The sequence below is a fragment of the Yersinia sp. 22-579 genome (assembly GCF_030433455.1).
Taxonomy (GTDB): domain Bacteria; phylum Pseudomonadota; class Gammaproteobacteria; order Enterobacterales; family Enterobacteriaceae; genus Yersinia; species Yersinia enterocolitica.
The window spans coordinates 1-23,460 of sequence record NZ_JAUJTZ010000002.1 but is presented as its reverse complement, the minus strand read 5'-3'; the positions used below and the strand labels follow the sequence as shown (position 1 = coordinate 23,460).

Here is a 23,460-nt window from a genome sequence, read left to right as displayed (position 1 = left end):
GGCGTTTTTTGATTAAACAGAAAAGAAAATCTACTTATTTCTTCAACTGACTGTTGAAATCACGTTCGGCGTAACCGGTGTAAAGCTGACGCGGACGCGCGATTTTGATGCCTTCATCGTGCATTTCATTCCAGTGAGCAATCCAGCCGATAGTACGGGCAATGGCAAAGATTACGGTGAACATGGAAGAAGGAATACCCAACGCTTTCAAGATGATACCTGAGTAGAAATCAACGTTTGGATACAGTTTTCTCTCGATGAAGTACGGGTCGTTCAGCGCAATATGCTCTAACTCCATCGCCACTTTCAGCAGATCATCTTCTAGTTTCAGTTCTTTCAATACTTCATGGCAGGTTTCACGCATGACAGTCGCGCGCGGGTCATGATTTTTATACACGCGGTGACCAAAGCCCATCAGGCGGAACGAGTCATTTTTATCTTTGGCGCGGCGGATAAATTCTGGAATGTGTTCAACGGTTTTAATCTCTTCCAGCATCTTCAGGCAGGCTTCGTTCGCACCGCCGTGAGCTGGCCCCCATAGAGAAGCGATCCCTGCGGCAATACACGCAAACGGGTTAGCGCCCGATGAGCCGGCAGTACGCACGGTCGAGGTTGAGGCGTTCTGTTCGTGGTCGGCATGCAAGATGAAAATACGATCCATCGCGCGTTCCAGCACTGGGTTAACTTCATACTCTTCACAGGGTGTAGAGAACATCATGCGCAGGAAGTTACCGGCATAGGACAGGTCGTTGCGCGGATAAACAAACGGCTGGCCGATGGAGTATTTGTAGCACATTGCGGCGACCGTCGGCATTTTCGACAGCAGACGGAAGGCGGTGATTTCACGATGCCGCACATTGTTGACATCCAGCGCATCATGGTAGAAAGCAGCCAGCGCGCCTGTCACACCGCAGAGAACCGCCATAGGATGTGAGTCGCGGCGGAACCCGCGGAACAGACTGGTTATCTGCTCGTGGATCATAGTGTGGCGTGTGACTGTTGCTTTGAAAGTTTCATACTCTTCTGCGGTTGGCGTTTCGCCGTATAGCAGGATGTAGCAAACTTCCAGATAAGTAGAATTTTTTGCTAGTTGATCAATCGGATAGCCACGATGTAGCAGTATCCCTTTATCACCATCGATAAAAGTGATTTTTGATTCGCAGGACGCGGTAGAGGTAAACCCAGGGTCAAAGGTAAAATACCCTTTGGAACCTAAGGTACTGACGTCAATCACATCAGTGCCGATGGTTGGGGATTTAACCCCCAGTTCGATCGTAGCTTCGCCTATGTTCAGCGTCGCTTTTTTGTCAGCCATTTACAGTCTCCTTAGCGCTTATTATAAAACCCTTAACAACTGAAATGTCTTAGATGCCCCTGGGGCCATCTCCTCACCAGCACTGCTCTGTTTTATTCACTATAAAAACATGATTTAGGGTACAGAGTGTCTCGCCAATGCGGCCAACAATCCGTGGGGTCGGATTGATGTCAACGTTACAGAGTTGTTAACGATTTGTCGGATACTTATCGTTTATGGTTCATTGCCTACGATATCTATGGGGATATTCACTCACTACACTGTTGCATAACTTAAGCTTATGGGGAAGTGTATCCGCAGACCTTTAGTGCATCATAGGGCTTATTTCTACCCTAGTTGTAATGGAAATGTTTATTCTTTGTCAAATCAGATAATTAATTTTATATAAATTGTGTAAATCGTGATCCTAATCACTGTTCAGGGGAAATGTTACCAATCAGTTTGTGTGGGAATTGTAATAAGAATGTGAACCACCTATACTGCCGCCAGGTCTCCGGATTACCCTGAAGTAGGAGCACCCAGCGTTATACAGAACACGCCATTTAAGCATTCAGGATGTTATGTCTAAATGTGCGATGTGAAGGGTTTCGGCTCTTAACGCTGTCTGATCCACGCCCAGGCCCGGAGGAAGGAAAATAATAAGAGCTGTGTGGGCAAAACCGTGAAAAAACAAAGACCTGTCAATTTGGATCTGCAAACGATTCGATTTCCTGTTACTGCGATAGCGTCCATTTTACACCGAGTCTCTGGCGTAATGACTTTCGTTGCTGTTGGTATCCTCCTCTGGCTGTTAGGTTTGTCTGTATCCTCGCAAGAAGGGTTCATGCAAGCAGCGGCTGTCATGAATAGCTTTTTTGTTAAATTCATCTTCTGGGGAATACTCACCGCACTGGCCTATCACGTTTGCGGTGGCATCCGCCACTTGCTGATGGATTTTGGCTATGTCGAAGAGAGCTTGGCTGCGGGGACCCGCTCCGCCCAAGTCGTAATGGTGTTAACCCTGGTGCTGTCAGTTTTAGCTGGAGTCCTTGTATGGTAAGCAATGCTTCTGCGTTAGGGCGTAATGGAGTACACGACTGGCTGTTACTGCGTGCTTCTGCAATCGTCATCACTCTATATATTCTTTATATTCTGGGCTTCGTTGTTATTGTCCCAGACATCACCTACGAAATCTGGCGTGGCTTCTTTGCTTCGCACATCACAAAAGTATTTACCCTGCTGACATTGCTGTCGATTCTGGCTCATGCCTGGATTGGTCTATGGCAGGTATTAACGGACTATATCAAGCCGCTAGCGGTACGACTGGTGTTACAACTGGCCGTGGTGATTACGCTGCTGGTCTACCTCTTGTATGGAACAATTGTGGTGTGGGGTGCTTAAATGAAACTGCCGGTCAGAGAGTTTGATGCTGTTGTTATTGGTGCGGGTGGCGCAGGTATGCGCGCGGCACTGCAAATTTCACAAATGGGGCTGTCTTGCGCCCTGATATCAAAAGTATTCCCAACCCGTTCCCATACCGTATCTGCGCAGGGTGGTATTACTGTCGCACTGGGTAATACCCATGAAGATAACTGGGAATGGCATATGTATGACACGGTAAAGGGTTCCGATTATATCGGTGACCAGGATGCCATCGAATATATGTGTAAAACAGGCCCTGAAGCGGTGCTTGAATTGGAACACATGGGGTTACCGTTCTCCCGTTTAGAAGATGGCAGCATTTATCAGCGACCATTCGGTGGGCAGTCGCTCAACTTTGGCGGCGAGCAAGCGGCGCGTACTGCGGCTGCGGCTGACCGTACCGGGCATGCGCTGTTACACACCCTTTATCAGCAAAACCTGAAAAACCACACCACTATATTCTCTGAGTGGTATGCACTGGATTTAGTGAAGAATCAGGATGGCGCTTTTGTGGGCTGTACGGCTATCTGCATTGAAACCGGCGAAGTGGTCTATTTCAAAGCGCGGGCCACCGTGCTGGCCACTGGTGGTGCCGGTCGTATTTACCAATCAACAACCAATGCGCACATTAATACCGGTGACGGTGTTGGCATGGCCTTGCGTGCCGGTGTACCGGTGCAGGACATGGAAATGTGGCAGTTCCACCCGACAGGTATTGCCGGGGCGGGCGTGTTGGTTACCGAGGGTTGCCGTGGTGAAGGCGGGTACTTGCTGAATAAACACGGCGAGCGCTTTATGGAACGCTATGCACCGAACGCCAAAGATTTGGCCGGTCGTGATGTGGTTGCGCGTTCTATTATGATTGAAATCCGTGAAGGCCGTGGTTGCGATGGCCCTTGGGGTCCGCATGCCAAACTGAAATTGGATCACTTGGGTAAAGATGTGCTGGAATCCCGTCTGCCGGGTATTCTTGAGTTATCTCGCACCTTTGCACATGTTGACCCCATTAAAGAACCTATCCCGGTGATTCCAACTTGCCATTACATGATGGGCGGGATCCCAACCAAGGTGACCGGTCAGGCCATCACAGTAAATGAAAAGGGTGAAGATGTTGTCATCCCAGGTCTGTTTGCTGTGGGTGAAATTGCTTGTGTTTCCGTCCACGGTGCCAACCGTTTGGGGGGGAACTCATTGCTGGACTTGGTGGTCTTTGGTCGCGCAGCCGGTATGCATCTGCAAGAGTCTTTGATGGAGCAGGGCGCGAGTCGCGATGCCAGTGATTCTGATATTGAAGCATCACTGGATCGAATGAACCGCTGGAATAACACTCGCTCAGGTGAAGATCCGGTTGAGATCCGCAAAGCATTACAATCCTGCATGCAGCATAACTTCTCGGTATTCCGCGAAGGTGATGCAATGGCTAAAGGGTTAGAAGAACTGAGAACTATCCGCGAACGTCTGCAAAATGCCCGTCTGGATGACACTTCTAGCGAGTTCAATACCCAGCGTATTGAATGTCTGGAATTGGATAACCTGATGGAAACTGCGTTTTCCACTGCCGTGTCAGCAAACTTCCGTACCGAAAGCCGTGGCGCGCATAGCCGCTTCGATTTCCCGGAACGTGATGATGCCAACTGGCTGTGCCATTCGCTCTATTTGCCAGGCACTGAAAGCATGACCCGCCGTGAGGTAAACATGCAACCTAAGTTACGCGCGGCATTCCCGCCGAAAGTGCGTTCTTATTAATGCATGTGTCGTGTTGATAGGGTTAAACCTAACCCGCTGCGGAGGAAAAGGTCATGAAACTTGAGTTCTCAATTTATCGCTATAACCCGGACGTCGATAACGCGCCGCATATGCAGGATTACACGTTAGAAGCGGAAGAAGGTCGGGATATGATGTTGCTGGATGCACTTATCCAGTTAAAAGAAAAAGATCCGACGTTGTCGTTTCGTCGTTCATGCCGTGAAGGGGTTTGTGGCTCCGACGGTTTGAATATGAATGGCAAAAATGGGTTGGCTTGTATTACGCCAGTTTCAGCTTTGCAAAAAGGCAATAAGAAGATTGTGATTCGCCCATTGCCGGGCTTACCGGTGGTGCGGGATTTAGTGGTCGATATGGGGCAGTTTTATACTCAGTACGAGAAAATTAAACCTTACCTGTTGAACGACGGCAAAAATCCGCCAGCACGCGAGCATTTGCAATCGCCAGAACAACGCGAGAAATTGGATGGCCTGTATGAATGCATCCTATGTGCTTGTTGTTCCACATCTTGCCCGTCATTCTGGTGGAATCCGGATAAATTTGTGGGGCCGGCAGGGTTACTGGCTGCCTATCGCTTCCTGATAGATAGCCGTGATACGGAAACAACAGCACGTTTGGATGATCTGGACGACGCTTTTAGTGTTTTCCGCTGCCATAGCATTATGAATTGTGTCAGTGTGTGTCCTAAAGGCCTTAACCCGACCAAAGCAATCGGCCACATTAAGTCTATGTTGTTACAGCGTAGCGCATGATAGTTGCAGCGTAGTGCATGATAGTTACAGCGTAGCGCATGATAAGCGCTTCACAACAGATCATAGTTGCAACATAGTGGATGATGTGAGTTTATTAACCCGGGGAATGTTTCCCCCGGGTTGCTTAAAGGTAGGGAATCTCTAAAAACCGGCAAGCTGTCCGTTTTTAGAGGTTCCTTGAACGGGACCGTTAAGGTCCATAACAGAACGTGCATTGAGCACGTCGAGTGAACCGTTTTTACGGCAAACCGTTGATATTACGGTGTATATGTTAACCACGGCGAAAACTGAAGCTTCAAAGCTTAAGGGATCATGATGCAGAACGGCGCAATGAAGGCCTGGCTGGATTCCTCCTATCTGGCGGGCGCGAACCAGTCCTACATAGAGCAGCTCTATGAAGACTTTTTAACCGATCCTGGTTCCGTTGATGATAGTTGGCGTTCAATTTTTCTACAACTACCTACAACGGGTGTAAAACCTGATCAGTTCCACTCTCAAACACGCGAGTATTTCCGTCGCCTGGCGAAGGATCCCTCTCGTTATAACTCATCCATCAGCGATCCTGAAAATGATGCCAAGCAAGTTAAGGTGTTGCAGTTAATCAACGCCTTCCGCTTCCGCGGCCATCAACATGCCAATCTTGACCCACTCGGTTTGTGGAAGCAGGAGTCTGTTCCTGACCTTGACCCTGCCTATCACCATCTGACTGAAGCCGATTTCCAGAACACCTTCAATGTTGGTTCTTTTGCTATTGGCAAAGAAACCATGAAGCTGTCTGACCTATATGCAGCCCTGAAACAAACCTACTGTGGTTCGATTGGCGCTGAATATATGCACATCACCAACACCGAAGAAAAACGTTGGCTTCAGCAGCGTATTGAGTCGGTAGTTGGGAAACCCACTTTCAGCGATGAAGAGAAGCGCCGCTTCCTGAGCGAACTGACTGCCGCTGAAGGTTTGGAGCGTTATTTAGGGGCTAAATTCCCTGGTGCCAAGCGTTTCTCACTGGAGGGCGGCGATTCGCTGGTCACCATGTTGAAAGAAATGATTCGCCATGCCGGTAAAAATGGCACACGTGAAGTGGTTTTGGGTATGGCGCACCGTGGCCGCCTGAACGTATTGATAAACGTGTTGGGTAAGAAACCGGAAGATTTGTTCGATGAATTTGCTGGTAAGCATAAAGAGCATTTGGGTACTGGTGACGTTAAATATCACCAAGGTTTCTCTTCTGATGTAGAAACCGAAGGCGGCCTGGTTCACCTGGCGTTAGCCTTTAACCCATCGCATCTGGAAATTGTTAGCCCAGTGGTTATCGGTTCTGTGCGGGCACGCCGTGACCGCCTGGATGAAGCGCGCAGCAATATGGTACTGCCAATCACCATTCATGGTGATGCGGCGATTGCCGGGCAGGGCGTAGTGCAAGAGACGTTGAACATGTCTCAAGCCCGTGGTTATGAAGTGGGCGGGACAGTGCGTATTGTTATCAACAACCAGATTGGCTTCACCACCTCGAACCCACTGGATGCGCGCTCTACTCAATACTGTACTGATATCGCCAAAATGGTACAGGCTCCTATTTTCCATGTGAATGCTGATGATCCTGAAGCTGTGGCGTTTGTAACCCGTCTGGCGTTGGATTTCCGTAACACCTTTAAACGTGACGTGATGATCGATCTGGTTTGCTACCGTCGCCATGGGCATAACGAAGCCGATGAGCCAAGTGCAACACAGCCAGTGATGTATCAGAAGATCAAAAAACACCCGACGCCGCGCAAGATCTATGCTGACAAGCTGACCGAGCAAAATATCGCCAGCTTGGAAGATGCCACGGAAATGGTCAACCTGTATCGCGATGCATTGGATCGCGGTGACTGTGTGGTGGAAGAGTGGCGTCCGATGAATCTGCAATCCTTCACCTGGTCACCGTATCTGAACCATGAATGGGATGAAGAATATCCAAGCAAAGTTGATATGAAACGCCTGCAAGATTTGGCGCGCCGTATCAGCCACGCACCAGATGCCATTGAAATGCAATCCCGTGTTGCCAAGATCTATGGCGATCGCGCCTTAATGGCAAGCGGCGAGAAGCCATTTGACTGGGGCGGAGCTGAGACACTGGCTTACGCCACACTGGTAGATGAAGGAATCCCCATTCGCTTGTCGGGTGAAGATGCCGGGCGCGGGACTTTCTTCCATCGTCATGCTGTGATTCATAACCAGAAAAATGGCTCTGTCTATGTGCCACTGGCGAATATTCACAGCGGGCAGGGCGATTTCCAGGTATGGGACTCGGTACTGTCGGAAGAAGCTGTTTTGGCCTTTGAATATGGTTACGCTACCGCAGAACCGCGCACTCTGACTATCTGGGAAGCGCAGTTTGGTGACTTTGCCAACGGTGCTCAAGTGGTTATCGACCAATTCATCAGCTCCGGCGAGCAGAAATGGGGCCGCATGTGTGGTCTGGTTATGCTGCTGCCGCACGGTTATGAAGGTCAAGGCCCGGAGCACTCCTCCGCTCGGTTGGAGCGCTATCTGCAACTTTGTGCTGAACAAAACATGCAGGTGTGTATTCCGTCAACACCAGCACAGGTTTACCACATGATTCGCCGTCAGGCATTACGTGGTATGCGCCGCCCTCTGGTGGTGATGTCACCTAAGTCATTGTTGCGTCATCCATTAGCAGTATCGTCATTGGATGAATTGGCCAATGGCAGCTTCTTGCCAGCCATTGGTGAAATTGATGAGCTGGACCCGAAAGGCGTCAAACGTGTCGTGATGTGTTCAGGCAAAGTTTATTATGACCTGCTGGAACAGCGCCGCAAAAACGGGCAAACCGATGTCGCCATCGTGCGTATCGAGCAGCTTTATCCATTCCCACACCACGCGGTACAAGCGGTGTTGGAACAATTTGCGCATGTTCATGATTTCGTATGGTGTCAGGAAGAGCCGCTCAACCAGGGTGCCTGGTATTGCAGCCAACACAACTTCCGTGAAGTGATTCCATTTGGTGCTTCCTTGCGTTACGCAGGTCGCCCAGCCTCAGCTTCACCGGCAGTGGGATACATTTCCGTGCACCAGAAACAACAACAAGCTCTGGTTAATGACGCGCTGACTGTTGAATAGCGACCGGTTAACACATAAAGGATAGAGAATGAGTAGCGTAGATATTAATGTTCCTGACCTCCCTGAGTCTGTCGCCGATGGCTCGGTAGCAACCTGGCACAAAAAACCGGGTGATAGCGTCAAACGCGATGAAGTGCTGGTTGAGATTGAAACAGACAAAGTGATTCTGGAAGTTCCGGCCAGCCAGGACGGTATTTTGGATGCCATTTTGGAAGACGAAGGTGCCACTGTGACTTCGCGTCAAGTGTTGGGTCGTATTCGTCCAAGTGACAGCTCTGGCTTGCCGACCGAAGAAAAAAGCCAAAGCACCGAGTCCACCCCTGCTCAGCGCCAAACTGCCAGCCTGGAAGAAGAAAGCAACGATACTCTCAGCCCGGCGATCCGTCGTCTGATTGCAGAACACTCTCTTGATGCTTCCGCCATTAAAGGCAGTGGTGTGGGTGGTCGTATCACGCGTGAAGATATTGATAACCATTTGGCAACGCGTAAATCAGCACCCGCTGCCGTGGAAAACAAAGTTGAAGCCGCCGCACCGGTTGCCGCACTTGCTGGTCGCAGCGAAAAACGTGTTCCGATGACGCGTCTACGTAAACGTGTTGCCGAGCGCCTGCTGGAAGCTAAAAACAGCACCGCAATGTTGACTACGTTTAACGAAATCAACATGAAGCCAATCATGGATCTGCGCAAGCAGTACGGTGAGGCTTTCGAGAAGCGTCACGGTGTGCGTCTGGGCTTTATGTCCTTCTATATCAAGGCCGTGGTTGAAGCGCTGAAACGCTATCCAGAAGTGAATGCTTCTATCGATGGCGAAGATGTGGTTTACCATAATTACTTTGATGTCAGCATTGCTGTTTCTACCCCACGCGGCCTGGTTACCCCTGTATTACGTGATGTAGATACTATGGGTATGGCTGATATTGAGAAGAAAATCAAAGAACTGGCTGTAAAAGGCCGTGACGGCAAACTGAAGGTTGAAGAACTGACTGGCGGTAATTTCACTATTACCAATGGCGGCGTATTCGGCTCATTAATGTCGACTCCGATCATTAACCCACCACAAAGCGCGATCCTTGGTATGCATGCTATCAAAGACAGGCCTATGGCGGTCAATGGTCAGGTAGTGATTCTGCCAATGATGTATCTGGCACTGTCTTACGACCACCGGTTGATCGATGGCCGCGAATCCGTTGGCTATCTGGTGACGGTGAAAGAGATGCTGGAAGATCCAGCTCGCTTACTGCTGGATGTATAAAAAAGATAAATAACAAGGCCAGCCTGATTGCAAGGTGTTGATAACCTGCCTCCGCGCAATCAGGCTACCTGGTAGGCTTCGGCCCAACTCAGACCTTATATGGATAGAACATCATGAATTTACACGAATATCAGGCAAAACAACTGTTTGCTCGGTATGGCATGCCAGCACCAACTGGCTACGCTTGTACCACACCGCGTGAAGCAGAAGAAGCCGCATCTAAAATCGGTGCTGGCCCGTGGGTGGTTAAATGTCAGGTACATGCTGGTGGTCGCGGTAAAGCGGGCGGCGTGAAACTGGTTAACAGCAAAGAAGATATTCGTGCTTTCGCTGAACAGTGGTTGGGTAAAAAGCTGGTTACTTATCAGACAGATGCGCATGGTCAACCGGTTCACCAAATCTTGGTTGAAGCGGCGACTGATATCGACAAAGAGCTATATCTGGGTGCGGTTATTGACCGTAGCTCCCGTCGTGTGGTGTTTATGGCATCCACCGAAGGTGGCGTTGAAATTGAAAAAGTGGCCGAAGAAACACCAGAACTGATCCATAAGGTCGCATTGGATCCATTGACTGGCCCGCAGCCTTATCAAGGTCGCGAATTGGCATTCAAACTGGGTCTAACTGGGAAGCAAGTGGCTCAGTTCACCAAGATCTTTATGGGGCTGGCGACTCTGTTCCTGGAACGTGACTTGGCGATGGTTGAGATAAACCCGCTGGTTATCACCAAACAGGGTGATCTGGTTTGTTTGGATGGCAAACTGGGTGCCGATGGCAACGCTTTGTTCCGTCAACCAGAACTGCGTGAAATGCGTGATAAATCTCAGGAAGATGAGCGCGAAGCACAGGCTGCACAGTGGGAACTGAACTATGTCGCCTTGGATGGCAACATTGGTTGCATGGTAAACGGTGCCGGCTTGGCAATGGGTACTATGGATATCGTGAAACTGCACGGTGGTGAACCCGCTAACTTCCTTGATGTGGGGGGCGGTGCCACTAAAGAGCGCGTGACTGAAGCGTTCAAAATCATTTTGTCTGATGACAAAGTGAAAGCAGTTTTCGTTAATATCTTCGGCGGGATTGTGCGCTGTGACCTGATTGCTGACGGCATTATTGGTGCAGTTGAAGAAGTGGGTGTCAACGTGCCAGTTGTAGTGCGTCTGGAAGGGAATAACGCCGAGCTGGGTGCCAAGAAACTGGCAGACAGCGGTTTGAATATCATTGCTGCGACCAGCCTGACAGATGCGGCTCAGCAAGTTGTAGCGGCAGTGGGGGCTAAATAATGTCTATTTTAATTGATAAAAACACCAAAGTTATTTGCCAGGGTTTTACCGGTAGCCAAGGGACTTTCCACTCCGAACAAGCTATTGCTTATGGCACAAAGATGGTTGGTGGTGTGACGCCAGGTAAAGGCGGAACCCAGCATTTGGGCCTGCCAGTATTCAATACCGTACGCGAAGCAGTAGAAACGACCGGTGCGACTGCATCTGTTATCTACGTTCCTGCGCCGTTCTGTAAAGACTCGATTCTGGAAGCTATCGACGCAGGTATCAAATTGATTATCTGTATTACCGAAGGCATCCCGACTCTGGATATGCTGGTGGTCAAAGTCAAACTGGAACAGTCTGATGCGCGAATGATCGGTCCGAACTGCCCAGGTGTTATCACCCCAGGTGAATGTAAGATTGGTATCATGCCAGGTCACATCCACTTGCCTGGCAAAGTAGGTATCGTTTCCCGCTCCGGCACACTGACCTATGAAGCAGTAAAACAGACTACTGATATCGGTTTCGGTCAGTCAACTTGTGTTGGTATCGGTGGTGACCCGATCCCGGGTTCTAACTTTATCGATATCCTGAAGTTATTCCAGGAAGATCCACAAACTGAAGTCATCGTAATGATCGGTGAGATCGGTGGTAACGCAGAAGAAGAAGCGGCTGCTTATATTAAAGAGCATGTAACCAAACCTGTGGTGGGTTATATCGCCGGTGTAACTGCACCAAAAGGTAAACGTATGGGCCACGCAGGTGCCATTATTGCCGGTGGTAAAGGAACGGCGGATGATAAATTTGCTGCGCTGGAAGCTGCTGGCGTGAAAACCGTCCGTAGCCTGGCTGAAATCGGCAATGCCGTGAAAGCTGTTTACCAAAGTAATAAATAACATCGAGTGCACTGGTTTCAGTGTTAGTTCGACTCCTCAGGCCACCTTGCGGTGGCCTTTTTAATATCTAATCAGAACTTATTTAACGCGGTAATTAATGCAATATCAGTTTGAGCCTGTTGTTTAGCCAGCTCACTGCTTGCTGCGGTGGCTTGCTGTTGCAATGTTGCTAAAGCAGCCTGGTAGCTGGCTTTATCATTAAATATCTTATCTTTGACATTGATAGACGCGATGTTGGTATAGCGGCCATCAGCCGTCGCGGGCACAGCAAGGGTGCCGTTATTAATCAGCTGTTTAACAATTTGCCGCTCTTTCTCGTAGCCTTCCAATCCCACTAAATGCCAGCGCTGTTGCAGTTTGCCCTCATATTTACCCGCCTTAACATCAGTCAGATAACGAATGGTCAAATTACGGATAGTGCCTGCTTCTTCTCCATATTGGACTTTACTGTCTGACAGCACTGGGAATGTTTGTCCCTCGAGCACGCCACCTTTTTGCGTCAAATGACCCATTCGATAGCTGTTCATGCCCAGATGAATCGGCGTGGTATCCGTAACGGGTGTGCCGTCATTGAGGCGCAGGTCGGTGATACGTGAGCCGACTGGCTGACGTAAATCAATGGTGTAAGTCACACCGTCAAAGAAATCATTGGTGGAATATTTAGAGGCACGGCGCTGTGGGTTAAAACTGTAGGTCACATCCCCTGGTTTAACCTGGTTAAAGTAATCAGCCGACCATTCCATATATTGCTTCAGTTCTTTGCCCATCAGAGCATAAACGGTAATTTCCCCACCGGCATATTGATAGTTAAATGCAATGTCTTTAGCCGTGATATTACCTACATCCATTTTTGGCCGGTCATTATCAATTTGTAAGGCAATGACTTGCGCCAGCGGAGCGTAATAATGGGCCGCTTCTTGATACAGTGCGCTGATACCAGTGTCTTGCACATGGACTTGCGGAATGCCTTTAATCTCATCCGGCGGGACTAAATTCGTGCCACTTAGTGTCGCAATCACACGATTAGCATTGGCGCGTAAAATATCGTGGTAAGGCTGATAGAGTGATTCCAGTGACTTATCGGACTCAATGCCCTTGATGGGGTAGGTGTAGCTGTCTTTCTCTATCAGGTGATATTTCCCGTCTCGTTGCTCAAATTTCAGGTCAATACGTGACAGTGCGCGGCCATATTTATCCGGTTCAGTGATAATGACACCATTCACCACGGCCTTATCAATCTTCACGTGCATATGACCGGCGACGATGGCGGCAAGCTCGGGGTTAGCCTGGGCAATATCACCAACACCGGTTCCAGGGCGCTGATTTTCATTATCGATCCCCATATGCGCGACCAGAACAATGGCATCGACCTGTGGCTGGATCTGCTGAATGACTTTTTTCACTTCCTGCACCGGATCCGTGAAATGGATGCCATTGATGCGATCCGTGCCTTGGGCAAACTCGGCAGTCATGGGTGTATCCATGCCGATAATGCCGATTTTAACCCCTTGGCGTTCAATGATTTTATAAGAGGGGAGGTAGGGTTTGCCTGAATCCCAGAAGATATTACCCGCCAGCGCAGCGCCATCAAATTGCTTGAGCGAGGTAGAAAGGGCTTTTAAGCCAAAATCAAATTCGTGATTTCCCATCACCCATGCATCATATTTTAAGGCATTGAAGCCCAATATCATCGGGCTAATAGGTTCATTTTTAAAAGTTTCGACAAAGTTACCCTGAATGGTATCTCCGGCATCGACCAAAATAATATTCGGCTGTTCGGCGCGTATTTTATGCACTTTGGTGGCAATTTGGCTCAAGCTGCCAGCCAAGTTTTCACTGTCACTGGCGTAGTCCCACGGCACAAAAGTGCCGTGCAGGTCAGAGGTTCCCAAGATGGTGATATCAACTTGTTGAGCGGCGAGAACGGGGGTACTGATACAGAGTAAAGTGGTGAGTGCTATTTTTTTCATTGTAGAGGATTCAATCTTTTATAATGTCATAGCACTTCATCATGCAACAAAATGGCAACACTTGCGAACGCTTCCCTCAGGATGAACTACTATATGAACTACTATATTGATATAAAACTTGGAAATGTGATTTAACTCACTCTGAAAATAATAAATTTAAAAGTTAACCTGGATCGCATAATAACGATGTAATAAAGCATTAACTAAACTATAAAATTACATTTTATTAACAGCAATGGATTATATAAAAACAATCGAACTTTTAATTAACATGAAAAAGAATTAATTGTTCTAAATCAACTTTTGAATATGGCAATAATGTTCATATGGGCTTAAATTGTTCTGGATCAAATTACGGCATGATAGGCGAACGGCCTATTTATTGACCTGTATCCAGAACTCGAAGCTGGGTCACGTAAAATCCTATTTATTGTGTGGGATTAGAAGCGTACTATTACCGCGGTGTAATACTGGGTAGTTGATATTGTTATTTTTGTTGTGTTTTTTTGGGCATTCACTGCGGGTAATTACTAAACTTCCAATATAGCGGAGGTCAAGTTGCCGCAAGTCGGAGTCTTCCTGCGAGGAGCAAGGAGTCAAGATGTTTGATATTGTCGAACTGTCACGGTTACAGTTTGCCTTAACGGCAATGTACCATTTCTTATTTGTCCCACTAACGCTGGGTATGGCGTTTATGTTGGCAATTATGGAATCGGTTTATGTGCTGTCTGGCAAACAAATCTATAAAGATATGACCAAGTTCTGGGGTAAGTTATTCGCGATTAACTTTGCCCTGGGTGTTGCCACTGGTCTGACTATGGAGTTCCAATTCGGGACTAACTGGTCATATTTCTCTCATTACGTCGGTGATATCTTCGGTGCCCCTCTGGCAATCGAAGGTTTAATGGCGTTCTTCTTAGAATCTACTTTCGTTGGTCTCTTCTTCTTCGGTTGGGATCGTCTGAGTAAACACCAGCATTTGGCCGTAACCTGGCTGGTGGCGTTAGGCTCTAACTTCTCTGCGCTGTGGATCTTGGTTGCGAACGGCTGGATGCAAAACCCGATTGCATCTGACTTCAACTTTGAAACCATGCGTATGGAAATGCTGAGCTTCTCAGAGTTAGTGCTAAACCCAGTTGCTCAGGTGAAATTTGTTCACACCGTTGCAGCAGGTTACGTCACTGGCGCGATGTTTGTTCTGGGTATCAGTTCTTACTATCTGTTGAAAGGCCGTGATATTCCGTTCGCCAAACGTTCCTTTGCTATTGCTGCAAGCTTTGGTTTGGCTGCCGTCTTGTCTGTTATCGTGCTGGGTGATGAATCCGGTTATGAGATGGGTGACGTGCAGAAAACTAAACTGGCTGCAATTGAAGCCGAATGGGAAACTCAGCCACCTCCAGCTGCATTTACGCTGTTTGCCATCCCAAATCAGGAAACTATGGAGAACCGGTTTGCGGTTCAGATTCCATTCGCTTTGGGAATAATTGCGACGCGTTCATTGGATACCCCTGTTATCGGCTTGCGTGACTTGATGTCTCAGCACGAAGTCCGTATCCGTAATGGTATCCAGGCTTACAGTCTGCTGGAAAAATTACGTTCAGGTAATACTGATCCCGCAGTACGTGAAGCATTCAGTAAGGCTAAGCAAGATTTGGGCTACGGTCTGTTGTTGAAGCGTTATACGCAAAACGTAACGGATGCTACTGAAGAGCAAATTCAGTTAGCCGCCAAAGACTCTATTCCACGTGTTCTGCCGCTGTACTTCGCCTTCCGCATCATGGTGGCTTGTGGCTTCCTGATGTTACTGATCATCGGCCTGTCGTTCTATAACGTGGTTCGTGGTCGGATTGGTCAGAAGAAATGGCTATTACGCGCTGCCTTGTTCGGTATTCCATTACCGTGGATTGCAGTGGAAGCAGGTTGGTTTGTGGCAGAGTATGGCCGCCAACCATGGGCCATCGGTGAAGTGCTGCCGACAGCAATTGCAAACTCATCGGTTACCGCCGGGGATATTCTATTCTCCATGGGGTTGATTTGTGGTTTGTACACGCTGTTCCTGGTGGCAGAAATGTACCTGATGTTCAAATTTGCGCGCCTTGGGCCTAGCAGCCTGAAAACTGGCCGCTATCATTTTGAACAGCCGACTGCACCAGTGCAGGAAGCACGGTAAACAGGAGTCCACTTATGTTTGATTATGAAGTATTACGATTTATCTGGTGGCTGCTGATCGGTGTGCTGCTGATTGGTTTCGCAGTCACCGATGGTTTCGATATGGGTGTCGGTATCTTGCTGCGTATCATCGGTAAGAATGATACAGAACGTCGTATTATGATTAACTCGATTGCCCCCCACTGGGATGGTAATCAGGTTTGGCTGATAACTGCGGGTGGGGCGCTGTTTGCTGCCTGGCCAATGGTGTATGCAGCGGCATTCTCCGGCTTCTATATTGCGATGATTCTGGTGTTGGCTGCGTTGTTCTTCCGCCCGGTCGGTTTCGATTACCGCTCTAAGCTGGAGAACAACCGCTGGCGCAACATGTGGGACTGGGGCATTTTTGTCGGTAGCTTCGTGCCTGCGGTGGTGTTCGGTGTGGCGTTCGGCAACTTGTTGCAAGGTGTGCCGTTCCATATGGACAGCTATATGCGCCTGTTCTACACCGGTAACTTCTTCCAGTTGCTGAATCCGTTTGGCTTACTGGCGGGGGTGGTCAGCTTAACCATGCTGGTGACTCAAGGTGCAACTTATCTGCAAATGCGTACCCGTGGTGAGCTGCACTTGCGCTCTCGTGCTGCCGCGCAGATTTCTGCTTTGGTGATGGGCGTCGCCTTCCTGCTGGCCGGTATCTGGTTAGTTAAAGGTATTGATGGTTTTGTAGTGACTTCAGTATTGGATACAGCAGCTGAATCTAACCCGATGCGTAAAGAAGTTGCTCATCAGGCAGGTGCATGGTTGATTAACTTCAACAAGTATCCAAGCTTATGGGCGCTGCCAGCACTTGGCGTGATTCTGCCATTGTTCACCATCTTGTTGTCGCGCTTTGAAAAAGGGGCTTGGGCCTTCGTATTCTCATCACTGACTATTGCCTGTGTGATCCTGACTGCTGGGGTAACGATGTTCCCATTCGTCATGCCGTCAAGCACAGTGCCAAATGTCAGCCTGACAATGTGGGATGCGACATCTAGCCTGTTAACGCTGAAAGTGATGACCGTTGTTGCGATAATCTTTGTTCCTCTCATCCTGATTTACACTAGTTGGTGTTACTACAAGATGTTCGGGCGTATTGATAAAGACTTTATCGAAAACAACAAGCACTCACTGTACTAAGGAGCATAAAGCATGTGGTATTTTGCCTGGATTCTAGGGACACTTCTGGCCTGCTCCTTTGGTATCATTACTGCTCTGGCGCTGGAGCAGAGTGAAGCCAATGCAGCAGCGAAAGCTGCTAATAATGGCAAAGATGATGTTGTCCGATAAGCTATACGATCTCATGGACAAGGGCCCGTTACGGGCCCTTTCACTGGTACTCGCATTTGCTGTGGCTTTCTGTGTGTTCTGGGACCCTTCGCGTTTTGCGGCGGCCACCAGTTCACTTGAAGTCTGGCAAGAGGCCTTTATTGTGTGGGCCGTCTGTACCGGTGTGATTCATGGCGTAGGTTTTCGCCCAAAACGGATGTGGTTGCGTGCTTTTTTCTCACCACTTCCAGCAATTGTGATCTTGGGCGCGGGATTATTCTACTTTTTTGTCTAATCTGGTCATGTTTCGCCTAATCTGAACACAATCTCTCCTTATGGGCCGCCTGGCCCATAATTATTTTCGTTCTATTCTCGCAAGTGATTCCAAAGCTTAACGCTCTTCAGTATAGTGTGTCCGTTAACTGCATTACTGGGAAGTAGAGTGAGTAATACGTTGTTTCGATGGCCGGTTCGTGTCTATTTTGAAGACACTGATGCAGGTGGCGTGGTTTACCATGCACGCTACGTTGCCTTTTACGAAAGGGCGCGCACTGAAATGTTGCGCCAACGCAATTTTCACCAGCAGCAATTGCTCAGTGAGCATGTCGCTTTCGCTGTCCGCCGCATGACGGTAGAATACCTGGCGCCTGCACGTCTAGATGATATGCTGGAAGTTCAGAGTGAAATTACCGCAATGCGTGGGGCTTCTCTCACGTTTGCTCAACGAATTCTCGACTCACATGGCAATCTTCTGAGTAGTGCAGAAGTATTGATCGCATGTATCGATCCACACCAAATGAAGCCAAGAGCGCTTCCTAAGTCTATTGTCGCGGAGTTTAAGTAGTGGCTGACATGAACATTCTGGATTTATTCCTGCAGGCAAGCCTATTCGTTAAGCTTATCATGCTGGTATTGATGGGCTTTTCTATTGCTTCATGGGCGATCATCATTCAGCGAACGCGTATTCTGAATGCTGCCACCCGCGATGCTGAAGCTTTCGAAGACAAATTTTGGTCCGGCATCGAGCTGTCTCGCCTGTATCAAGAAAGTCAGGCTCGCCGTGATACGCTGGGTGGCTCTGAGCAAATCTTCCATTCTGGGTTTAAAGAGTTTGCTCGTTTACATCGCGCAAACAGCCATGCACCTGAAGCCGTGATTGATGGTGCTTCCCGTGCCATGCGCATCTCGATGAACCGTGAATTAGAAGCGCTGGAAACTCATATTCCTTTCCTTGGTACTGTTGGTTCCATCAGCCCGTATATCGGCCTGTTTGGTACAGTATGGGGGATTATGCATGCCTTTATTTCTCTGGGTGCAGTCAAACAGGCGACATTGCAAATGGTCGCACCGGGTATTGCTGAAGCACTGATTGCCACAGCAATCGGTCTGTTTGCCGCTATCCCTGCTGTTATGGCTTATAACCGCCTGAATCAGCGTGTGAATAAACTTGAACAAAACTATGACAATTTCATGGAAGAGTTCATTGCTATTCTGCATCGCCAGGCTTTTGCCAGCGCCGAGAGCAAATAAGTAGGGGGTTATATGGCGCGAGTACGTGGTCGTAAACGGCGCGAGCTTAAGTCTGAAATTAATATTGTTCCCTTGCTTGATGTGCTGCTGGTGCTATTGCTGATCTTTATGGCGACAGCACCGATTATCACGCAAAGCGTTGAGGTGGACTTACCTGACGCGACGGATTCCAAAACGGTCTCCAGCGATGATAATCCTCCGGTGATTGTCGAAGTATCCGGCGTCGGTCAATATTCGTTGGTTATTGACCATAATCGGATGGAGCAATTGCCTTCAGAACAAGTGGTGGCAGAGGCTCAGGCAAGGTTGAAATCGAATCCGAAAACTGTATTTCTGATCGGCGGCGCGAAAGAGGTTCCTTATGATGAAATCATTAAGGCCCTTAATATGCTGCATCAGGCTGGAGTGACATCGGTGGGTTTAATGACTCAACCGATATAAATTTGCGTTGATATTGGTTGGACTAATAATCAGTCTGGCCAGTAGATACCCTGTTTTTGGCAGTTCCGTTTTTTAGCAATAGATCGCGGACATCGAGTGTGGAAATCGAGCGTGGGTAAGGCAACCGAGCAAAATGATAAGCTGAATCGCGCTGTTATAGTGTCGGTGGTTCTGCACATCATATTGATTGCCCTGTTGATTTGGGGCTCTCTGACGCAGACGACTGAAATGGGCGGTGGCGGTGCTGGCGGTGAAGTTATTGACGCCGTCATGGTCGATCCGGGCGCAGTGACAGAGCAGTATAACCGTCAGCAACAGCAGCAGACGGACGCTAAACGCGCGGAGCAGCAACGCCAGAAGAAAGCTGAACAGCAAGCTGAAGAATTACAGCAAAAGCAGGCAGCAGAACAACAACGCTTGAAGGAATTAGAAAAAGAGCGTCTGCAAGCACAGGAAGATGCGAAACAGGCGGCTGAAGAACAGAAAAAACAAGCAGCTGAACAGCAGAAAGAGGCCGCTGAGCAACAGAAAGCTGCCGCTGCCGCCGCTGCAAAAGCGAAAGAAGAGCAAAAGCAGGCCGAGGCCGCTGCCGCGCAAGCTAAAGCAGAAGCGGATAAGTTGGTGAAAGCACAGGCAGAAGCACAGAAAAAAGCTGAAGCGGAGGCCAAAAAAGAGGCCGCTGTAGCCGCTGCTGCGAAGAAACAAGCTGATGCAGATGCGAAGAAAGCCGCAGATGCTGCCGAAAAGGCTGCAACAGCCGCAGCTGAAAAGAAAGCAGCAGCTGATGCTGAGAAGAAAGCGGCCGCAGATGCTAAAAAAGCCGCTGCCGCTGAGGCCAAGAAGAAGGCTGCCGCAGAAGCCTCAGCAGCAACAGATGTTGATGATTTGTTCGGTGGGCTGGCAAATTCCAAGAATGCACCGAAAAGTGGTTCCGGTGCAGGCGCTGCTGCTGCCGGTAAAGGTGGTGGCAAGAAGAGTGGGGCGTCAGCAGGTGATATCAGCGGCTATTTAGGCCAGGTCACTGCTGCAATCCAAAGTAAATTTTATGATGCCGATCTTTACAAAGGTCGCACCTGTAATCTGCGAATTAAACTGGCACCAGATGGTCTATTAATTGATGTTACACAGGAAGGGGGCGATCCGGCATTGTGCCAGGCGGCTATCGCTGCGGCGAAACTCGCTAAAATACCTAAACCGCCAAGTCAGGACGTGTATGAGGTGTTTAAGAATGCTCCGCTTGTATTTAAGCCTCAATAAGGTTTGATTGACAGGGTATAATTCTGTTAATCAACCGTGGATTATGTAGTTTTGTTTGCGTTGGTTTGTTAAAATTCTGCTAATTATCGCGGGCATCCCGCTCGGATAAGGGAGATAAGATGAAGCAGGCATTTCGAGTTGCGCTAGGCTTTTTAGTATTATGGGCTTCTGTTTTACACGCAGAAGTTCGAATTGAGATTACCCAAGGGGTAGACTCTGCTCGTCCAATTGGCGTTGTTCCATTCAAATGGATGGGGCCAGGTACACCACCGGAAGAGATTGGTGCGATCGTTGGCGCGGATTTGCGCAATAGTGGCAAATTTAACCCAATTGATGCGGCGCGTATGCCACAACAACCTTCTACAGCAGCTGAAGTCACCCCTGCTGCCTGGACTGCGCTCGGTATTGATGCCGTGGTGGTGGGTCAGGTTCAGCCGAGTGCTGATGGCAGCTATGTGGTTTCTTACCAGTTAGTCGATACTTCTGGTGCCGCCGGTAGCGTTTTGGCGCAAAATCAGTATAAAGTGACCAAACAGTGGTTACGTTATGCCGCGCATACCGCCAGTGATGAAGTATTTGAAAAACTGACTGGGATTAAAGGTGCTTTCCGTACCCGTATTGCTTATGTTGTGCAAACCAATGGCGGCAAGTTCCCACACGAATTGCGGGTTTCTGATTACGATGGCTACAACCAGTTTGTGGTTCACCGTTCTCCAGAGCCTTTGATGTCACCAGCCTGGTCTCCAGATGGTAGCAAAATTGCTTATGTAACTTTTGAGAGTGGCAAATCAGCACTGGTTATTCAGACGCTGGCAAATGGTGCAATCAGACAAGTGGCTTCATTCCCTCGTCATAATGGTGCACCAGCCTTCTCACCAGACGGTACCAAATTGGCCTTCGCTTTGTCTAAAAGCGGTAGCTTGAACTTGTATGTTATGGACTTAGGTTCTGGCCAAATTAGCCAGGTGACTGATGGCCGTAGCAATAACACTGAACCAAGCTGGTTCCCGGATAGCCAGAATCTGGCCTATACCTCGGATCAGGGCGGTCGTCCACAAGTGTATAAAGTGAATATTAATGGCGGTGCGCCACAGCGAATCACGTGGGAAGGTTCTCAGAACCAGAACGCAGATGTGAGTCCTGATGGTAAATTCCTGGTATTGGTTAGTTCCAATGGTGGGGCACAACACATCGCCAAACAGGATCTGGTAACGGGAGCCGTTCAAGTATTAACGGACACGTTCCTGGATGAAACGCCTAGTATCGCGCCTAACGGCACCATGGTTATCTATAGCTCGACACAAGGGCTGGGAGCCGTGTTACAGCTGGTCTCGACTGATGGGCGTTTCAAAGCGCGTCTTCCGGCAACTGATGGACAGGTCAAATTTCCTGCCTGGTCGCCGTATCTGTGATGCATGTGTAAATACGTATGTATGGCAAACTATAAAAAAGGATCAAAGAGATGCAACTGAACAAAGTGCTAAAAGGGCTAATGTTGGCTTTGCCAGTTCTGGCTGTAGCGGCTTGTAGTTCCAACAAAAGCGCAAATAATGACCAATCTGGCATGGGCGCTGGCACTGGTACAGAAAACGGCAGCAACCTGTCTTCCGAAGAGCAAGCGCGTCTTCAGATGCAAGAACTGCAAAAGAACAATATCGTTTACTTCGGTTTCGATAAATACGATATCGGTTCTGACTTCGCTCAAATGCTGGATGCACATGCTGCATTCCTGCGTAGCAACCCATCTTACAAAGTTGTTGTTGAAGGCCACGCGGATGAACGCGGTACGCCAGAATACAACATCGCGTTGGGCGAGCGTCGTGCAAACGCAGTGAAAATGTATCTGCAAGGCAAAGGCGTTTCTGCTGACCAAATCTCTATCGTTTCTTACGGTAAAGAGAAACCAGCAGTACTGGGCCATGACGAAGCCGCATTTGCTAAAAACCGTCGTGCAGTTCTGGTTTACTAAGAGAATCGCATGAACAGTAACTTCAGACGTCACTTAGTGGGTCTGTCGTTACTGGTTGGCGTAGCGGTCCCATGGGCCGCTACTGCCCAAGCGCCAATCAGTAATGTCGGCTCCGGCTCGGTAGAAGATCGAGTCACTCAACTTGAGCGTATTTCCAACGCTCACAGCCAACTATTAACTCAACTTCAGCAACAACTGTCAGATTCGCAACGCGATGTAGATAGTTTACGCGGTCAGATCCAAGAAAATCAGTATCAGCTCAATCAAATTGTTGAGCGGCAAAAACAGATCTACCAGCAGATGGATAGTCTGAGCGGTGGTCAGGGGGCGTCTACTTCAACGCCTGCGGCTGCTGGCGCTGCGACGGATAATGCAGCGACTGGAAGTTCTGATACTGCCGCAGCAGGCGCAGCAGCAGCTACAGCGGCACCTGCAGCCAGTACTGGTGATGAAAACAGCGATTATAATGCAGCCGTTTCTCTGGCTCTTGAAAAAAAGCAATACGATCAAGCGATCACTGCTTTCCAAGGCTTTGTGAAACAGTATCCAAAGTCGACTTACCAACCTAACGCCAATTATTGGTTAGGACAGTTGTATTACAACAAAGGTAAGAAAGACGATGCTGCGTATTATTATGCTGTTGTAGTAAAAAATTATCCAAAGTCTCCAAAAAGTTCAGAAGCGATGTTTAAAGTTGGGGTGATCATGCAGGATAAAGGCCAAAGCGATAAAGCGAAGGCGGTTTATCAACAAGTGATCAAGCAATATCCCAACACTGATGCTGCTAAACAGGCACAGAAACGTTTATCTGCTCTTTAGCCTTTTTCGAGCCCAGGAACCGGTCTTATTGACTAATTTCTGGGCTTTGGCGAACGAAGAACAAGCAGTTAGACGTCTTTACAGAAATTTAAGTTGCACTGTGAAGAGAAATTAGTAATATATGCCGCCGTTGCCAAGACAACTTGTAAAACGTTAAAGCAACAGGAAATTATGGTCCGTAGTAAACATAATGGGTCGTTAGCTCAGTTGGTAGAGCAGTTGACTTTTAATCAATTGGTCGCAGGTTCGAATCCCG

21 protein-coding genes are annotated in these 23,460 nt (G+C 48.6%); 19 read left to right on the top strand and 2 right to left on the bottom strand.

The window, feature by feature from the left end; translation table 11 throughout:
• Positions 1-34 precede the first annotated feature (34 nt).
• Positions 35-1,315 (bottom strand): citrate synthase, encoded by a 1,281-nt coding sequence (locus QSV56_RS02420; RefSeq protein WP_019081144.1) that lies wholly within the window; start codon positions 1,313-1,315, stop codon positions 35-37.
• Between the two features lie 649 nt (positions 1,316-1,964).
• Here QSV56_RS02420 and sdhC point away from each other — a divergent pair.
• The 8 genes from sdhC to sucD all read left to right on the top strand — a co-directional run bounded on the left by sdhC (position 1,965) and on the right by sucD (position 11,765).
• Positions 1,965-2,354 carry a succinate dehydrogenase cytochrome b556 subunit gene (sdhC, locus tag QSV56_RS02415; protein WP_005165474.1) on the top strand — a complete coding sequence of 130 codons (390 nt, stop codon included), beginning with the start codon at positions 1,965-1,967 and terminating at the stop codon, positions 2,352-2,354.
• Positions 2,348-2,695, top strand: a complete 348-nt coding sequence (gene sdhD / locus QSV56_RS02410) for a succinate dehydrogenase membrane anchor subunit (protein WP_004700691.1) — start codon at positions 2,348-2,350, stop codon at positions 2,693-2,695. The genes sdhC and sdhD overlap by 7 nt, the downstream gene beginning before the upstream one ends.
• Complete coding sequence (sdhA, locus tag QSV56_RS02405; RefSeq protein ID WP_019081143.1) at positions 2,696-4,462, top strand: succinate dehydrogenase flavoprotein subunit; 1,767 nt, start codon at positions 2,696-2,698, stop codon at positions 4,460-4,462. It begins immediately after the preceding gene.
• 53 nt (positions 4,463-4,515) lie between these two features.
• Entirely contained in the window at positions 4,516-5,232 is a 717-nt protein-coding gene (locus QSV56_RS02400; protein ID WP_005165479.1) for a succinate dehydrogenase iron-sulfur subunit, read from the top strand.
• A 315-nt stretch (positions 5,233-5,547) separates the two neighbouring features.
• Positions 5,548-8,355 carry a 2-oxoglutarate dehydrogenase E1 component gene (gene sucA / locus QSV56_RS02395; RefSeq protein WP_019081142.1) on the top strand — a complete coding sequence of 936 codons (2,808 nt, stop codon included), beginning with the start codon at positions 5,548-5,550 and terminating at the stop codon, positions 8,353-8,355.
• 28 nt (positions 8,356-8,383) lie between these two features.
• Positions 8,384-9,607: a 2-oxoglutarate dehydrogenase complex dihydrolipoyllysine-residue succinyltransferase gene (odhB, locus tag QSV56_RS02390; RefSeq protein WP_019081141.1), complete on the top strand. Its 1,224-nt coding sequence runs from the start codon at positions 8,384-8,386 to the stop codon at positions 9,605-9,607.
• 113 nt (positions 9,608-9,720) lie between these two features.
• Positions 9,721-10,887, top strand: a complete 1,167-nt coding sequence (sucC, locus tag QSV56_RS02385; protein WP_005165485.1) for an ADP-forming succinate--CoA ligase subunit beta — start codon at positions 9,721-9,723, stop codon at positions 10,885-10,887.
• Complete coding sequence (sucD, locus tag QSV56_RS02380; protein WP_005165487.1) at positions 10,887-11,765, top strand: succinate--CoA ligase subunit alpha; 879 nt, start codon at positions 10,887-10,889, stop codon at positions 11,763-11,765. Before sucC ends, sucD begins: the two co-directional genes overlap by 1 nt.
• A gap of 71 nt (positions 11,766-11,836) precedes the next feature.
• On the opposite strand, the gene QSV56_RS02375 is transcribed toward sucD, so the two are convergent.
• Positions 11,837-13,735: a metallophosphoesterase gene (locus QSV56_RS02375; protein WP_050333762.1), complete on the bottom strand. Its 1,899-nt coding sequence runs from the start codon at positions 13,733-13,735 to the stop codon at positions 11,837-11,839.
• Between the two features lie 601 nt (positions 13,736-14,336).
• On the opposite strand from QSV56_RS02375, the gene cydA reads away from it, so the two are divergent.
• The 11 genes from cydA (at position 14,337) to cpoB (ending at position 23,204) form a co-directional block, all read left to right on the top strand.
• Positions 14,337-15,905 carry a cytochrome ubiquinol oxidase subunit I gene (cydA, locus tag QSV56_RS02370; RefSeq protein WP_005168026.1) on the top strand — a complete coding sequence of 523 codons (1,569 nt, stop codon included), beginning with the start codon at positions 14,337-14,339 and terminating at the stop codon, positions 15,903-15,905.
• 14 nt (positions 15,906-15,919) lie between these two features.
• Positions 15,920-17,059, top strand: coding sequence for a cytochrome d ubiquinol oxidase subunit II (gene cydB / locus QSV56_RS02365; protein WP_005168027.1), 1,140 nt, complete (start codon positions 15,920-15,922; stop codon positions 17,057-17,059).
• Between the two features lie 12 nt (positions 17,060-17,071).
• Complete coding sequence (gene cydX, locus QSV56_RS02360) at positions 17,072-17,209, top strand: cytochrome bd-I oxidase subunit CydX (RefSeq protein WP_005165495.1); 138 nt, start codon at positions 17,072-17,074, stop codon at positions 17,207-17,209.
• A complete protein-coding gene (gene ybgE, locus QSV56_RS02355) occupies positions 17,196-17,483 on the top strand; it encodes a cyd operon protein YbgE (RefSeq protein ID WP_019081139.1) in 288 nt (95 codons plus the stop codon). Before cydX ends, ybgE begins: the two co-directional genes overlap by 14 nt.
• Before the next feature lie 147 nt (positions 17,484-17,630).
• Positions 17,631-18,032 (top strand): tol-pal system-associated acyl-CoA thioesterase, encoded by a 402-nt coding sequence (ybgC, locus tag QSV56_RS02350; protein ID WP_005165498.1) that lies wholly within the window; start codon positions 17,631-17,633, stop codon positions 18,030-18,032.
• A complete protein-coding gene (gene tolQ, locus QSV56_RS02345) occupies positions 18,032-18,718 on the top strand; it encodes a Tol-Pal system protein TolQ (protein WP_004393307.1) in 687 nt (228 codons plus the stop codon). The genes ybgC and tolQ overlap by 1 nt, the downstream gene beginning before the upstream one ends.
• 12 nt (positions 18,719-18,730) lie before the next feature.
• Positions 18,731-19,159, top strand: coding sequence for a colicin uptake protein TolR (tolR, locus tag QSV56_RS02340; protein ID WP_019081137.1), 429 nt, complete (start codon positions 18,731-18,733; stop codon positions 19,157-19,159).
• 111 nt (positions 19,160-19,270) lie between these two features.
• Positions 19,271-20,416, top strand: coding sequence for a cell envelope integrity protein TolA (gene tolA, locus QSV56_RS02335; RefSeq protein ID WP_046051328.1), 1,146 nt, complete (start codon positions 19,271-19,273; stop codon positions 20,414-20,416).
• 119 nt (positions 20,417-20,535) lie between these two features.
• Positions 20,536-21,828 (top strand): Tol-Pal system beta propeller repeat protein TolB, encoded by a 1,293-nt coding sequence (gene tolB / locus QSV56_RS02330; protein WP_005165502.1) that lies wholly within the window; start codon positions 20,536-20,538, stop codon positions 21,826-21,828.
• A gap of 50 nt (positions 21,829-21,878) precedes the next feature.
• A complete protein-coding gene (gene pal, locus QSV56_RS02325; protein WP_005278500.1) occupies positions 21,879-22,385 on the top strand; it encodes a peptidoglycan-associated lipoprotein Pal in 507 nt (168 codons plus the stop codon).
• Positions 22,386-22,394: 9 nt separating this feature from the next.
• Positions 22,395-23,204: a cell division protein CpoB gene (cpoB, locus tag QSV56_RS02320; RefSeq protein WP_005165506.1), complete on the top strand. Its 810-nt coding sequence runs from the start codon at positions 22,395-22,397 to the stop codon at positions 23,202-23,204.
• The last annotated feature ends 256 nt before the right edge of the window (positions 23,205-23,460 follow it).

Excerpts from the sequence above, each read along its gene's own strand:
- QSV56_RS02420 (WP_019081144.1), bottom strand. The coding sequence starts at position 1,315 with ATGGCTGACAAAAAAGCGACGCTGAACATAGGCGAAGCTACGATCGAA.
- sdhD (WP_004700691.1), top strand. The coding sequence starts at position 2,348 with ATGGTAAGCAATGCTTCTGCGTTAGGGCGTAATGGAGTACACGACTGG.
- sdhA (WP_019081143.1), top strand. The coding sequence starts at position 2,696 with ATGAAACTGCCGGTCAGAGAGTTTGATGCTGTTGTTATTGGTGCGGGT.
- QSV56_RS02400 (WP_005165479.1), top strand. The coding sequence starts at position 4,516 with ATGAAACTTGAGTTCTCAATTTATCGCTATAACCCGGACGTCGATAAC.
- sucA (WP_019081142.1), top strand. The coding sequence starts at position 5,548 with ATGCAGAACGGCGCAATGAAGGCCTGGCTGGATTCCTCCTATCTGGCG.
- odhB (WP_019081141.1), top strand. The coding sequence starts at position 8,384 with ATGAGTAGCGTAGATATTAATGTTCCTGACCTCCCTGAGTCTGTCGCC.
- sucC (WP_005165485.1), top strand. The coding sequence starts at position 9,721 with ATGAATTTACACGAATATCAGGCAAAACAACTGTTTGCTCGGTATGGC.
- sucD (WP_005165487.1), top strand. The coding sequence starts at position 10,887 with ATGTCTATTTTAATTGATAAAAACACCAAAGTTATTTGCCAGGGTTTT.
- QSV56_RS02375 (WP_050333762.1), bottom strand. The coding sequence starts at position 13,735 with ATGAAAAAAATAGCACTCACCACTTTACTCTGTATCAGTACCCCCGTT.
- cydA (WP_005168026.1), top strand. The coding sequence starts at position 14,337 with ATGTTTGATATTGTCGAACTGTCACGGTTACAGTTTGCCTTAACGGCA.
- cydB (WP_005168027.1), top strand. The coding sequence starts at position 15,920 with ATGTTTGATTATGAAGTATTACGATTTATCTGGTGGCTGCTGATCGGT.
- cydX (WP_005165495.1), top strand. The coding sequence starts at position 17,072 with ATGTGGTATTTTGCCTGGATTCTAGGGACACTTCTGGCCTGCTCCTTT.
- ybgE (WP_019081139.1), top strand. The coding sequence starts at position 17,196 with ATGTTGTCCGATAAGCTATACGATCTCATGGACAAGGGCCCGTTACGG.
- tolR (WP_019081137.1), top strand. The coding sequence starts at position 18,731 with ATGGCGCGAGTACGTGGTCGTAAACGGCGCGAGCTTAAGTCTGAAATT.
- tolB (WP_005165502.1), top strand. The coding sequence starts at position 20,536 with ATGAAGCAGGCATTTCGAGTTGCGCTAGGCTTTTTAGTATTATGGGCT.
- pal (WP_005278500.1), top strand. The coding sequence starts at position 21,879 with ATGCAACTGAACAAAGTGCTAAAAGGGCTAATGTTGGCTTTGCCAGTT.
- cpoB (WP_005165506.1), top strand. The coding sequence starts at position 22,395 with ATGAACAGTAACTTCAGACGTCACTTAGTGGGTCTGTCGTTACTGGTT.